General features: G+C 66.7%; 14 protein-coding genes and 1 pseudogene. 3 read left to right on the forward strand and 12 right to left on the reverse strand.

Annotated features, from left to right (window positions below; all coding sequences use genetic code 11):
- Positions 1–338 precede the first annotated feature (338 nt).
- The 9 genes and pseudogenes from M3149_RS23195 to M3149_RS15550 form a co-directional block, all read right to left on the reverse strand.
- Positions 339–425 (reverse strand): annotated as a pseudogene (locus M3149_RS23195) (IS3 family transposase); the annotation flags it as partial.
- 427 nt (positions 426–852) lie between these two features.
- Positions 853–1,065, reverse strand: a complete 213-nt coding sequence (locus M3149_RS15515) for a hypothetical protein (protein ID WP_251710453.1) — start codon at positions 1,063–1,065, stop codon at positions 853–855.
- Between the two features lie 289 nt (positions 1,066–1,354).
- On the reverse strand, positions 1,355–2,209 hold the full coding sequence (locus tag M3149_RS15520) for a phytanoyl-CoA dioxygenase family protein (RefSeq protein WP_193781571.1): 855 nt from the start codon (positions 2,207–2,209) through the stop codon (positions 1,355–1,357).
- Entirely contained in the window at positions 2,206–3,018 is an 813-nt protein-coding gene (locus tag M3149_RS15525; protein WP_193781570.1) for a phytanoyl-CoA dioxygenase family protein, read from the reverse strand. The genes M3149_RS15520 and M3149_RS15525 overlap by 4 nt, the downstream gene beginning before the upstream one ends.
- A 99-nt stretch (positions 3,019–3,117) precedes the next feature.
- Positions 3,118–3,750, reverse strand: coding sequence for a GntR family transcriptional regulator (locus M3149_RS15530; RefSeq protein WP_051511947.1), 633 nt, complete (start codon positions 3,748–3,750; stop codon positions 3,118–3,120).
- Positions 3,751–4,557: 807 nt separating this feature from the next.
- Complete coding sequence (locus tag M3149_RS15535) at positions 4,558–5,829, reverse strand: TRAP transporter large permease (RefSeq protein WP_251710454.1); 1,272 nt, start codon at positions 5,827–5,829, stop codon at positions 4,558–4,560.
- Complete coding sequence (locus tag M3149_RS15540) at positions 5,829–6,338, reverse strand: TRAP transporter small permease (protein ID WP_251710455.1); 510 nt, start codon at positions 6,336–6,338, stop codon at positions 5,829–5,831. Before M3149_RS15540 ends, M3149_RS15535 begins: the two co-directional genes overlap by 1 nt.
- 17 nt (positions 6,339–6,355) lie before the next feature.
- Positions 6,356–7,357, reverse strand: a complete 1,002-nt coding sequence (locus M3149_RS15545; RefSeq protein ID WP_251710456.1) for a TRAP transporter substrate-binding protein — start codon at positions 7,355–7,357, stop codon at positions 6,356–6,358.
- A gap of 69 nt (positions 7,358–7,426) precedes the next feature.
- Entirely contained in the window at positions 7,427–8,392 is a 966-nt protein-coding gene (locus M3149_RS15550) for an amidohydrolase family protein (protein ID WP_251710457.1), read from the reverse strand.
- A 128-nt stretch (positions 8,393–8,520) separates the two neighbouring features.
- Here M3149_RS15550 and M3149_RS15555 point away from each other — a divergent pair, with 128 nt between their 5' ends.
- Positions 8,521–10,005: a PLP-dependent aminotransferase family protein gene (locus M3149_RS15555; RefSeq protein ID WP_251710458.1), complete on the forward strand. Its 1,485-nt coding sequence runs from the start codon at positions 8,521–8,523 to the stop codon at positions 10,003–10,005.
- 81 nt (positions 10,006–10,086) lie between these two features.
- Here the strand turns inward: M3149_RS15555 and M3149_RS15560 are convergent, their stop codons facing one another.
- Genes M3149_RS15560 through M3149_RS15570 form a run of 3 tightly spaced genes read right to left on the reverse strand, consistent with a single transcriptional unit; the run spans position 10,087 to position 11,703 of the window.
- Positions 10,087–10,659, reverse strand: a complete 573-nt coding sequence (locus M3149_RS15560) for a class I SAM-dependent methyltransferase (protein ID WP_251710459.1) — start codon at positions 10,657–10,659, stop codon at positions 10,087–10,089.
- A gap of 23 nt (positions 10,660–10,682) precedes the next feature.
- The gene (locus M3149_RS15565; RefSeq protein WP_251710460.1) at positions 10,683–11,078 is read right to left on the reverse strand and encodes a hypothetical protein; all 396 of its coding nucleotides are present in this window, start codon (positions 11,076–11,078) and stop codon (positions 10,683–10,685) included.
- A 13-nt stretch (positions 11,079–11,091) separates the two neighbouring features.
- Complete coding sequence (locus tag M3149_RS15570; protein WP_251710461.1) at positions 11,092–11,703, reverse strand: TetR/AcrR family transcriptional regulator; 612 nt, start codon at positions 11,701–11,703, stop codon at positions 11,092–11,094.
- 175 nt (positions 11,704–11,878) lie between these two features.
- Here M3149_RS15570 and M3149_RS15575 point away from each other — a divergent pair, with 175 nt between their 5' ends.
- Both M3149_RS15575 and M3149_RS15580 read left to right on the forward strand, forming a co-directional pair.
- Complete coding sequence (locus M3149_RS15575; RefSeq protein ID WP_251710462.1) at positions 11,879–12,358, forward strand: c-type cytochrome; 480 nt, start codon at positions 11,879–11,881, stop codon at positions 12,356–12,358.
- Positions 12,359–12,407: 49 nt separating this feature from the next.
- Positions 12,408–13,217 carry an MBL fold metallo-hydrolase gene (locus tag M3149_RS15580; RefSeq protein WP_251710463.1) on the forward strand — a complete coding sequence of 270 codons (810 nt, stop codon included), beginning with the start codon at positions 12,408–12,410 and terminating at the stop codon, positions 13,215–13,217.
- Positions 13,218–13,232: the final 15 nt, after the last annotated feature.

A 13,232-nucleotide genomic window follows, 5' to 3' on the forward strand; every position in this document is an offset into this window, starting at 1 on the left:
GTCGTTGAAAATGCGTTCACCCAGAGAGTTCCGGCGGCATCAGGCCGCCCAGGCACGCCGCTCACCCGTCAAGGACGCGGCGTTACGTTGCGAATAGGACGGGTCCGGGAATACGGGGGCAAGATCACAGCCCTTGTGAAGTTCACTAGAAGTCGTGCTGAAGCCAAACCAGAACGTACCGGCGAACGGAGCGAAGGTCGGGAGGGGGTCCCCGGCAAACACAAAGGAGATAGGGAGGCTCCGCACTGTAGCTCGGTCTGAGACACCTCTCCGTTCTTAGAGCCCGCTCAACCCGTCAAGTCATCCACTGGGCTGCTGCCGGTTCCGTTGACACCGACCTAAGCTTCTTGAGCTCGCTCGAACTGTACGGGACTGAGATAGCCGAGCGTCGAATGCCGACGCGTCGGGTTGTAGAAGCACTCGATCAACCCCCAACACCATCGATTAACCTTCGCCCCGGACTTCCACTTCTGATTGGTACGTCTACAGGGGGCAGGTCAACTGACCTGGCGGCGCGAATTGCTCTCGCTGCATGGCCTCTGCCGATTGGTAGCAATCTCGGCATTGCGCCCGCTTCAGACTGATGGCGGAAGTTCGCCCTTCATGGCCCCGCCGGCAGCTTTCGACCCATTGCTGCTGGTCGGGTCAACATATTGACAGCTGCAAAGCTGACATCGCGCCACTCCACCCACCGCAACGGCCGTCGGCTTGCCCAGCCTCAGAGCTATTGGGGCTGGCGTGACCTGGACAGCCTGCTGCGCAGCAAGCCGCCGGTGGCGATGGTTTGAATAGCAGGTCTTCGATACGCGCCGGCGACACCTCGTCGGCCCACCACAGCTCGAGCACAAACTCCTAGGTGATCTTGCGCGTGGCCGGCGAGATGCGGACGCAGGATTGCGGAAAAAAGCCTGGGTGCCCCGAGAGCGCCAGCGAACGCTGCAGATCGGCCAGCCAGCCGGGCTCGATGTAGAGCGCCAGAACCAGCGTGCGCTGGCCCTGCGGGGCCGGGTACTCGTAGGCATGGTGTTCCCAGGCGTTGACGAGCACGGCCGAGTCGTCGGCCAATGGCGCTCGCTCGCCGCGCACGCTGACCGCACCGTCGGCCCCACCCGCCTAGATCAGGATGTGGCAGTGGTGATGGGCATGGCCGACCGGAGTGCGTCCATGTCCAGCAGCGCCACACGGCCGAAGCGCCCCTGGAATATCTTTACGGCGCAAGACACCGCGACGAAGCGTCGGGCTCTAGGTGAATGGTGTCTTGCGGCATAGCGTTCAAGCGGATTCGGCCAATAGGGTCAATACGTGCCGGCGATTCGACTGGCGCTGGCGGCAGTGGCCCGATGCGCGCGTGCGTTCAACTCGCCGCTGGCGCGTCCTGCAGTGTGTAGATGCCGGAGTACCCGGCCGAGAAGTCGGGCGGCAATTCGATGGAACCAGCTTCGACGCGGGCGAAGCGCGATGGCTCACCATGCACCATGCGGTTGCGATGGATGCTGTCGATCACCGGCGCGGTGTAGGCGAAGGCGTCGGCCGCGGCGTACTGGATGATCCACGTCGTTCGCATCGTCTCCGACCGGTTGGGCGCGGAGCCGTGCACCACGAGTCCGTGATGGGCCACGATGTCACCCGGATCGAGCTCGCTGTCGACGGCGCGGGAGACCTCCTCCGGAGTCGTCTGCGCGTTGCAGTTCAGCAGGTAGCGACCGCCGTCCCAGTGGCTGCGCGGGCCTTGCCGGTGCGTGCCGGGAATCGTGCGCAAGCAGCCGTTCAAGCGCCGCGACGGGTTCAACGGCAGGCTGATGGCCACCAGGTTGGTGTTGGTGTGCGGGAACACCGACCAGTCCTGATGCCAGCCGATCTCGGCCCCGCCGTGCGGAAGCTTGAAGTTGATCTTCGAGTGATAGAACTTCACCGGACCGCCGATCAAGGCAGCGGCAATGCCGCCAAGCACCTCGCCGAAGGCAAGCTCGACGTAGACCTCGTCGAGCTCGGTCGGGCTGGCGATGCGGCGGATGCGCGGCGCATCCGGGCTGTGCCCCGGCTCCAGGTCGTAGTGCCGGGTCCCGGCCACGAGCCCGCGCCCGGCCTCTCGCAGCCGATCGGTCGTCGCGATCAGGCGCTGCAGCGCCGTTGACTCGACGACGTTGCGCAGTTCGAGGTAGCCGGTCTCGCGATAGTGCGCGATGGCGTCGGACGACGGGATCGTCATGCCGTCTCCCGTGCAGGTTGAGTGGTGATCTTGTCGCTGCCCATCTGCAGGGGCGCTACGTTCGTCGAGCGCACGTAGTCGGGCCGCGGTGCAGGCACGGCCTCGGGCTTGTTCGCGACAGTGTTGTAGACGATATAGACCTGCCAACGGTCGTGCCGGCTGAGATTGTGGCCCGAGGCATGGAGGAGATTGGGATGGAAGAAGACCACCGTACCCGGCTTGCCGACGATCGGGACCGGCTCGGCGCTGCGCTGCATGATCTCGAGCAGCGTCGGCTTGGGCACGACGAAGAACTTGTAGCCGGTGCTTTCGTCGAACTCGGGTTCGAGGTTGCCGACCCGGTGCGAGCCCGGAATGAAATAGAGGCAGCCGCCGATCTCGGTAGGCTCGTCGAGCATGAGGAGCGCGGTCGTCAGGTTCGCCTCGGGCACGCCGTCGCGCCGCCACGTCCCGTAGTCCTGGTGCCAAGCCCACACCGAGCCATCGATGGCGGTCTTCAGGTTGCATTTGGTGTGGTAGACGTAGAGCGACTCGTCGCCGAGCAGTTGCCGGGCCGGGGCGAGCAGCCGAGGGGCGCGCGCGGCGGCGTGGAACGGCGGTGAGGCGGTTGGCCCGTCCGCCTCGTGGACGCGGTAGATCGTCTTGGCCACGCCGCCGACACGTTCGCGCACGAGGTGGTCGGTGTCGATGCCTTGCAGCCGCTGGAGTTCGGCCTTCATGGCCGCGACTTCCGCCGGCGCCAGCAGTTCGGGCAGGACGATGAAGCCGTCGCGGCGGTAGCGCGCGAGTTGGTCGGTTGAGAGTTGCATGGATGGTTGCCTTGAATGACGCCGGAACTATGGCACAGCACTGGCATGCCAGTCAAGTTCCAGAACAATCCTCCCCGCTCGTTACAGGGTCGATCGGCGTCACGGCGCGACCGTGCTGCGCGAGAAGCTGTCCAGGTCGTCGATCAGGGCGTCGCTGGCCGCTACCGCCGCAGCTTCGACGCCGGAGGCGAGCGCCTCGGCCAGGCTCACATGGAGCTGCATCGTGCGTTCCGTGCCGGGCCACACCGCCTGGTGGAAGAACCAGAAGCGCCGCGAGACCGCGTGCAGCGCGGCGACAGACTGGGCGGCGATCTCGTTGCGGGCCGCGTGCGCCGCCATCGCATTCATTTCGGCATCGCACTGCAGGAAATCGGCCACCGCGCCGGCCTTCACGGCCCTGGCCATTTGCCGGGCAATCGTCGCCATGCGCTGGCGCTCGGCGACCGTGGCCCGGCGCGCGGCAAGGCGGGCGATCAGTCGGTCCAGCTCGCGACGCGTCTCCAGCACCAGCAGCTGCCGGCGAAGATCGATCTGGGTGACCACGACCCCGCGACGCGGCAGAATCTGCACGAGGTGCTCGCGCGACAGGCGCTGTAACGCTTCCCGAATCGGTGTCGTGCCGATTCCGATGAGTGCGCTGAGGCTTGCCTCCGAGACCACGCTGCCCGGCGCCAGCTGCAGCGTGACGATGAGTTCCTCGAGGCGCTGGTAGGCCTTCTCGTTAAGCGTCAAGCCCCAATCGCCGGGCGCCGCCGCGCCTTCGTCGCTGAGCGATGCTGGCGCTGTATTCCTGGTGGGAGCGCCGGGGGTACGGCCACGATGGCTCGCTGGCAAGTTGGTTTTTCGCATGAGCAGGCGAAGTGTACGAGCCGCCGCCGGACCGTCGAAGATCTCACCTGCTTTTCTGCGCCGCGAGGGGCGCACATCTCCGTGTGTTCGCCTCGCGACGCTCCCGGCGTACGGTGCCTGTTTTGCCGCGAAACTGCGCGCCCACGTTCTTCAAAGTTCTCCGTTCGCGAACCTTGGCTGGTAGGCGTCTCGGTCGTGTGAATCGCAGCAATCATTACGGAAAGTGCGCGAAGATCTTTAGCCGTGATTCGTCGCTTGGCCACAGCGAGCCCTCGCCTAGCGCTGCTGGTGATCGTTCTGGGTGAGCGTGTTCTTGCCGGCCAGCCTGTGGGCGCCGAGCCTTGCGCCCGTTGAAGGGCACAAGTTGTTAATCGCACATTCCTGGGTGTGCTCGAAGTCAGGAGCTCACCTGACGGTATGACATCGGCTGCCCGAAAGCGGTCGTCGACGGGTGGCCGCATCTGGCCAAGTGCAGCCGCTCAGTTTTGGCGGCTGAGAGGCCGCTACCGCTGCAAAGCCGAATTCAGCTCTTCAAGGTCAGCTCACGACGGAACCGGGTCGATGGGGCTCATGGCCACGAAAGGCGGCTTCGCCAGCCCGACATGTGCTCGGCGAGCCACTGCCAACGACGCTCAACGGGTGCAGCCCATGGCCGAACGGGCCAACGCCCTCATCGCGTCGCCAGCTGCATCACCGGATGAGCAGCATCGACACCGAAGGCAGGTAGGTAACCAGCATCAGCACCACGAGCATCATCAGCACGAAAGGGAGGATGGCGCGCGCGAGGGGCCACAGCTTCACGCCGCCGATGGCCATGCCGACGAACAGGCAGTAGCCGATGGGCGGGGTCGCCATGCCGATGGCGACGTTGGTGACGATCATGGAGCCGAAGTGGATCGGGTCGACGCCGAACCGGTTGGCGATGCCGATGAGCATGGGCCCCAGGATCACCATGATCGCGATCTCGTCCATCACGGCCGCCATGGCAAAGAAACCGAGGTTCAACGCCAGCAGCATGCTCCAGCGGCTTTCGAACTGCGTGCCCAGCCACATGGCCAGCTTGGTGGCCAGCTGCTCCTGCGCCACCAGGAAGCCGAAGCCGCTTGAGACGGCCACCACGGCCATCACCACCGCGCTGATCGACATGGCGCGGGCGAAGATGCCGGGCAATTCGCGCCAGCGCAGGCGCCGCTCGATGAAGAGGCCGACCACCAGCGCATAGACGCACGCGGCCACCGCGGCCTCGGTGGGCGTGAAGGCGCCGCCATAGATGCCGCCCAGCACCACCACCGGCGCCAGCAGCGCCCAGATGCCTTCTCGCAGGGCCAGCAGGCGTTCGCGCCAAGTGGCCGGGCTTTCGCGGACGCGCCGATCGCGCAGCCCTTTCCAGACGATCAGGACCACCATGCCGCTGGCCATCAGGAGGCCGGGCACCACGCCTGAGAGGAACAGCTTGCTGATCGACTGTTCGGCAATCACGCCCCAGATGACGAAGGCGATCGATGGCGGCACCAGTGGCGCCAGCACGCCGGCACTCACCACCAGTGCGGTGGCATATGCACGGTCGTAACCACGCTCGACCATGGCGGGGATCATCACGGCGCCGATGGCTGCCGTAGTGGCGGGCGCCGATCCGCTGACCGCGGCAAACACCAGCGCTGCGAGCACCACCACCAGGCCCAACCCACCCGGCAGGTGCCGCACGAACACCTGGGCCACCTTCACGAGGCGTTGCGACAAACCGCCTGCAAGCATGATCTCGCCGGCCAGCATGAAGAAGGGAATGGCCAGCAGGCTGAAGCTCTGTGTACCGGCTATCAGCGTCTGGGGCAGCAGCATGGGCTCGATGCCGACCACCAGCAGCACCGCGATGACGCTCAGCGCGATGGCGAAGGCGAACGGCACCCCCAGCAGCACCAGGCTGGCAAAGCCGACAGTGAGTATCCAGGCGGTGGTTGACATCAGCGACCCGGGGCACCACCCGGGAGTGCCACGGAAGGCGGCGCCGGGGGGCCCATGAACAGGTGTTCCAGCGCAAACACCGCGATGAGCACACCGCCCACCGGCGCGCAGGCGTAGAGCCAGGCCGTGGGGTACCCAATGGCGGCCGACGTGGCACCGAAAGAATCGACCACGTAGGCCTTGCCGGCCCATGCAATGAAGCCGCCCGCGGCCGCGACCGCCAGCGCGACGAACTTGTCGAGGGCGTGCGCCAGCGGGCGCGGCAGGGCCGTGACCAGCAGGTCCAGCCGCACATGAACCGCTTCGCGCACGCCAAGCGCAATGGCCAGCAGTGTGGCCCAGCTGAAGCACAGCAAGGCCAGCTCTTCACTCCAGCCAAGGGCAATGCCGAAGGCGTACCGCAGGGCGACTTGCAAGGCCAGCACAGCCAGCATGACGCCGACCAGCAGCACGACCAGGCCACGCACGGCACCCGCCAGCAGGCCGAGCGCCCCGCGCAGCCCGCTCATGTGTTCGCGGCGCTCGCTCACTTCACCGCGGCGAGAGCCTTGTCCAGCAGCGGGCCTTGCCCGCTCTGGCGGAACTTGTCGTACACCGGCTTCACGCTGGCGCGAAAGGCGGCCACATCGGCAACGGGATTGATCTTCATCCCGTTGGCTTCAAGCGTGGTCAGCGTCTTGCGTGCGTCGGCGGCTGCCGCCTGGCGCTGCACGGCGATCGCCGAGGTGGCTGCGCTCTGCACGGTCTTGCGCAGATCGGCGGGCAGCTTCTCAAGGGTGCGTTTGCTGATGACCAGGCCGATGGCCGAGTAGGTGTGATTGGTCAAAGAGAGGAACTTCGTCACCTCGAAGTACTTGTTTGCCTCGATCACGGCCAGCGGGATTTCAAGGCCGTCGATGGTGCCTTGCTGCACGGCGGTGAAGGTCTCGCCCCAGGCCATGGGAATGGCCGAGCCGCCGAGGCTGGTGAACATGTCGATGAACACCGGGTTCTGCATGACGCGGTACTTGACGCCTTGCACATCGGCCGGGGTGCTCACCGGGCGCTTGTTGTTGATCATGTTGCGGAACCCGCCTTCCATGAAGCCGAGCAGCACGATGCCTTTGCCGGCCAGCCGCGTACCGAGCTCCTGGCCGATGTCGCCGTCGAGCGTCTTGTGAGCCTGTGCCTCGCTGGCGTACAGGAACGGCAGGTCGTTCACGCTGAAACCGGGCTCGAACTGGGCGATCACGGCATTGGTGATGATGCCGGCGTCCACGGTGCCGAAGCGCATGCCTTCCAGCATCTGGCGTTCGTCGCCGAGGGCGCGGTTCGGGAACAGCTGCACCTCGATGCGGCCACCGCTGTCACGCTCCACCGCGGCCTTGAAGGCGCGCGCTCCCACGGCATAAGGGTCTTGCGGGCCGTCCGATGTGGTCCAGCCGAGCTTGATGACGTTGGCGGGCTGCGCGTTGGCGCCAGTCGCGAACGTGAGGCACGCTCCTGCGACGAGCGCCATCAGGGCACGTAGTTTGTTGCGGTGGTTCATGCTTGTCTCCTGTCGTGGTGGGAACCTGGGAACGAAATCGAGTGACGGCGTGCGGCGGCGGCGGCCGCGTCAGTGCGACCAATAAAGGCGGGTGGGGTTGTCAACCAGAACCTGCTGCAGTTCGGTGGCACTGCACGCGTCGAGCAGTGCCTCGATCAGATCGCCGTCATCGACCATGGGCGGCGCAATGGCGGGGTGAGGCCAGTCGGTACCCCAGACCAGCCTGGATGGATTGGCGCGCAACAACGCTTCGACCACGGGCGCGGCATCGCCGAAGCCGGTGCGCTGGGGTGTGATGCGGTACAGCCCCGACAACTTGACCCAGGCGCGCTCTTCGCGCACGAGGGCCAGCAGGTTGCGAAACCCTTCGCTGGCCAGGGCGTCCCTGGCGGGCACATGGCCGCAGTGGTCCACCACCAGGGGTACGCCCAAGTCGGCGAAGGCGAGCACCCGCCGGGGGTCCTGGCTCACGTCCATGAGCACTTGCAGGTGCCAGCCGAAATCACGCACCCGATCCACGATTCGAGGCACGGCGTCCATTGGCACCCCACCATCGAACAGGGCGTTGCAGCGTGTGCCGCGTGCGCCGAGCGCATGCCAGCGCTCGATGTCGGCATGGGGTGTGTCGGGCTGGACCACGGCCACGCCGCGCATCCAGTCGCCACACAACGCGAGCCAGTGCTCGAAGCTGGTGTGGTCGGCCCCATACACGCTGGGATGGACCAGCACCGCGCGCTCCAGGCCCAGGGCGCTGGCCATGGCGCGGTAAGCGTCGATGCCCGCGGGGCTGGGGGTGTAACTGCGTGGCTCTGCGAAGGCAAAGGCCGCCACGCCGGCGGGAGTGGCTTCGAAGATGTGGAAGTGGCAGTCGCAGGCGCCTCGCGGCAGCGCCCGGCTGGGTGTTCGCACCTGGGGGTTGAAGGGCAGGTAGCCCGCCGACGCCGCGTTGGCGGCAACGACCTCAGACCGGACCGCCGCTTGGGCCGACGCTGGTGACGTGCCGGCAGCGGGGGTGGAAAGACGGTCATTCAACATGGTCGGGTCACTTCATGCGCCTGGAGGAGTCCCCATCTTGGGGCGATTGTGGATTGGCGGAAATGGCCAGAATGAAATATCGTCAGTGGCCAGAAAGCCCGACACCTTGATTCACCGAAGGAGCCGCCTTGGCCCGACAAACTTCAGGCGCCTTGCTGCCGGGACTCAATCTGCTGCGCGACAGCCGTGCCCCGATCAGCAAGCAGCTCTTCCAGGAATTGCGCGAGGTCGTGCTCTCGGGTCGGCTCAAGCCCGGCACGCGCATGCCAGCCACGCGCAATCTCGCCCACGAGCTGGGCGTGTCCCGCACAACCGTGGCGCAGGCCTACGAGCAGCTCAAGTCGGAGGGTTATCTCATCGGGCGCGAAAAGTCCGGCACTTTCATTCCGGAGGTATTGCCGAGCGAGCTGAGCCGGATCACGAAACCGGCCTCGCCGGATGACGGTGGAGCGCCGGCCGCAGCGCCCAGGCTATCGAGGCAGGTGGCCAGAACAGCACCGGCCAAGCCTGAGCGCGGCGTCGTGGCCCAACCGTTCCACCCGGGCATCCCGTCGATCGCCGAGTTTCCCGCGCAGCTGTATGTGCGCATCCAGCGGCGCGTGTCTCTGGGCCTGATCCGTGCGGGGGCTGCGCGCTGTCCGGCCGAGGGCGCTACCGAGTTGCGCGAGCAGGTGGCGGCGTACCTCGGTGCGAGCCGAGGCGTGGTCTGCGACGCTTCGCAGGTGTTCATCATCTCGGGTACCCACCAGGCGCTGCATCTCATCCTGCTGGGGCTGTCCAACCCGGGCGACGGGGCCTGGACCGAGAACCCCGGCTATCCGGGTGCTCGCAAGTCGTTCGGGCTGTTTCGCCTTCGCACCAGTGCTGTGCCGGTGGACGCCGAAGGGCTGGTGGTGGCCGAAGGTCGGCGCATGGACGACTCCGCACGCTTTGCCTACGTCACGCCGGCGAGACAGGCGCCGCTGGGGCACACGATGAGCCTGAGCCGGCGCCTTGAATTGCTCGGCTGGGCCCACGCGCGCGATGCGCTGGTGCTCGAGGACGACTACGACGGGGAATACCGCTTCGGCGGAACACCGGCACCCTCACTGCAAAGCCTCGATCCAGATGGCCGGGTCATCTACTTCGGCACTTTCAGCAAGACGCTGCTGCCCTCGCTGGGCGTCGGCTACCTGGTGGTGCCTCGACGCTATGTGGAGATCGTCTCGCGACTGATCGATCTGGTGGGGCGACCGCCCAACCTGTCCACGCAGCTGACGATCGCGCGCTTGATCGAGAGTGGCGCGTTCGAGTCGCATGTGCGCGCCATGCGCACCTACTACCGACGACGTCAGGACGCGCTGCAACGCCATCTGCGGGAGGCGTTGGGCGCAACCATGGATATCGAGGTGCTCAACGCGGGTCTGCACCTCATCGGCTGGCTGCCCCCGGAACTCGATGACCGCCGCGTAGCTGAGAGCGCCTGGCGGTTGGGGCTGCTGCCGCGTCCGCTGTCGGACTTCACGATGGAGGGTCGTTTCCGCCCTGCGTTGATGTTGGGGTTCTCGAACCTGCCGGATGAGCGGATGACCAGCGCAGTGGCTTCGCTGGGTGAGGCACTGCGCTCGCACTGAACCCACGCGCAAGCATGGATCTCCCAAGGAGTGACGAGCCGGTCGTTCGTCTTCACGCGACGAAGATCCGTCTGACCAACCTCATGCCGTAACGGCTACTTCCCACAATGCCTTGGTCCGCAGGTACTTGCGGGTCGTGCGGTGTTCGAGGGCGATCACCGTCCAGGGCTCAACGAACAACTCGCGCACCGCGGCCTCGGTAAAGAATCGCTTGGGCGAGCCATTCACCAGGTGGTAGTGCGGCTCGATCACAGGGTGGCCGCGCGCGCCGAAGTGGTGGTCTTCGGTTGAGTTCAAGCGGCACAACAAGAGGCCACCCGGCGCCAACACCCGGTGGATGCGGGCTGCGATGTCCAGCGTCTCGCTCCAGGGGAAGTAGTGCAGCGACAGGCTTGCAATGACCACCCCGAACCCGTTGCCGGTTTGCGGCAAGGGGTCGCGGATGTCTCGCTGCTCGATGCGCGCGGCCGGCGCCGCCTGCCTTGCGCGGCGGACGGCGGCATCGGACAGGTCGAACGCCATCACGTCGAACCCTGCGTTCACCAGGGTCCGTGTGTCGTCGCCATCGCCACAGCCGATTTCGAGCACGGGCCGACCGCTCGCGCGCGCGCCGATCGCGGGCAGCCAGCGGTCAAGCCAGGGGTCGTGAAGCATGTGGCCAGGCGAAGCGGGTGACTTCAAGACGCGACAGCGTGTCTGACCACGCCATCGCCGGCGCGGTCGCCTGCCTCCTGCAGCATCAGCGGTCTGGCCACCTCGATGCGAAAGCGGCCTCGACCGGTGCGCTGGATCTGCAGAGCAGTCTGGCGCTCCACCAGGCGGCGCTGCAACAGGAGCAAACGAACGCCGAGGTTGTCCTGCACCTCAGGAAGGCGCAGCTCATGTCCCGCCAGCCGAAGCTCGCGTGTGCTGAACTCGGACCGGCGCTCACGGACGTGTTCGCACGCGAGCTTCCAGAACAGTGCGCCGGCCACGCCCTTGATGAGGTATTGCGCGTCCAGGAAAACGCTGCCGTCGCTGGGGTAGTAGCGCACCTTCACGGGCTCGGCATCGGCATGGGTCAAGGTCGACATGGCAACACGCCTCTCAGGCTGCAGCGCCGGGCTTGCGGGCCGCATCGATGAGCGCACGGATCGCCCAGCGCCGCACGCGTCGCGCTTCGGTCTCGTCCAGCTGCAGAACGTCCTTGAGCGCCAGCATGGCTTCGGTGCCGACCACCATGGCCAGCGCACGCGAGAGCGTCTTCAAGGCGGCGGGCCGGAACTGGCGACGCGTGGGCGCCAAGGCCGCTTCGATCAGTGGCGAGCGCCGGTTCTGGCGTATCGGCACGGCCGCGTCTGCGGGGGGCTTCACGCTGCGCTCGAGCGCGTGCTTCATCATCAGGCGCAGCGCCACCTCGTTGTCCCGGATCATGGTCTCCAGCGCGGCGTCCACCCGCTCCATGCGTGTCAACGGGTCTTCGGCGCCGTCCGCGAACAGCTGCTCGGCCTGTGGGGTGTCGATGTCCAGCGACGCCTCGACGATCAAGGCGTTGACATCGGGGAAGTGACGGTAGGCGGTGGCGCGCGAAACCATCGCCTCCTCGGCCACCTCTTCCAGGCTCGGGTTGCGCCCCTGGCGGGTCAGGCGCGCGGCTGCCTGCAGCAGGTCCTTTCGGGTGCGGCGCAGCTGATTGGAACGTCCGCCGGTTTCGCTCATGGGGCCTTCAACATGGGTTATGAATGAGACGATTGTCTCGTAAAGATCGTTCTTCTTCAACACGGCATACCGTTAGCAAACATTTAACGTTCGCTTAGGCAGCTCTTCAGATCGCTCGCACTGGCGCGCGCCGAGACTTTCCGGACCTTCACAAACCCCGGAAAGGACGCACCCCATGCCTCTGAATATGCCTTTGGCCGCCCTCGCCTGCGCGCTGGCCGCACTCGCGCCAGCCGGCCCCGCCTCCGCCCTGAATGTGGACCGCGTGCTCGTGGAGCGCGGCCGCTACCTCACGCACGTGGCGGGCTGCAACGACTGCCACACGCCCGGCTACGCCGCGGCCGACGGTCGGGTCCCCGAGTCGCTCTGGCTCACCGGCGATTCGCTCGGCTGGAACGGGCCGTGGGGCACCACCTACGCCACCAACCTGCGGCTGTACATGCGCGGGCACACCGAAGAGTCCTGGCTGCGCACCGCGCGCCAGTTCAAGCCACGCCCGCCCATGCCCTGGTTCAACGTGCACGCGATGAGCGAGCGCGACCTGCGCGCGCTCTACCGCTACATCCGCCACCTCGGCCCGGCGGGCGCGCCGGCACCGGCCTATGTGCCGCCAGGCCAGGTGCCTGCGGGCCCTGTCGTTCGATTTCCGGGCTGACGCTCTTCCTGCAACCCCCGTCCCACCCACACCGAAAGGACCCTTCACCATGAACCCACCCACCCTGCTGCCGGTGCGCAGCGTCGGCCCCGACACCGACCTCTTCAGCACCCACGCGACCCTGCCCGGCCTGGGCGTGCTGCCCATCAACGCCTACCTGATCCACGCCCGTGAGCCGGTGCTGGTGGACACGGGCATCGGCGCGTTGCAGGACGACTTCGTGGCGGCTCTGGCCGAGCGCATCGACCCGGCCGACCTGCGCTGGATATGGCTCACCCACGCCGACCCGGACCACCTGGGCGCGCTGCGCGCGGTGCTGGAGATGGCGCCCAAGGCGCGCATCGTCACCAACTACCTGGGGGTGGGCAAGCTGGGTCTGCTGCAGGTGCCACCGGAACGCACCTGGATGATCAACCCCGGCCAGACACTGAACGTGGGTGACCGTGGCCTGCAGGCATTGCGCCCACCGGTCTACGACGCGCCCGAGACCATGGCCCTGTTCGATACCCGCACGCGCCACCTGTTCAGCTCGGACTGCTTCGGCGCGGTGCTGGCCGAACCGGCGCTCGAGGCGGCCGACGTCGCATCGGCCGACTTGCGCGAGGGCATGGGGTTGTGGGCGAGCATCGATTCGCCGTGGCTCGCACAAATCGAACGCGAGAAGCTGGCGGCGGCGTGCCGGCCCTTGCAGGACCTGCGTCCGTCGCGCGTGCTCGGCAGCCATCTGCCACCGGCCATGAACCTGGACCCTTTCCTCTACGCGGCCATCGATTCGGCGCGCCTGAGGTCACCCTTCATGGGCCCGGACCAACAGGCGTTCGAGCAGGCGATGGGGTTGGGCCAGCCGGCAACGGTCTGAGCCGAGCGGCGCTTC

The sequence above is a fragment of the Hydrogenophaga intermedia genome (assembly GCF_023715105.1).
Lineage (GTDB): Bacteria > Pseudomonadota > Gammaproteobacteria > Burkholderiales > Burkholderiaceae_C > Hydrogenophaga > Hydrogenophaga intermedia_A.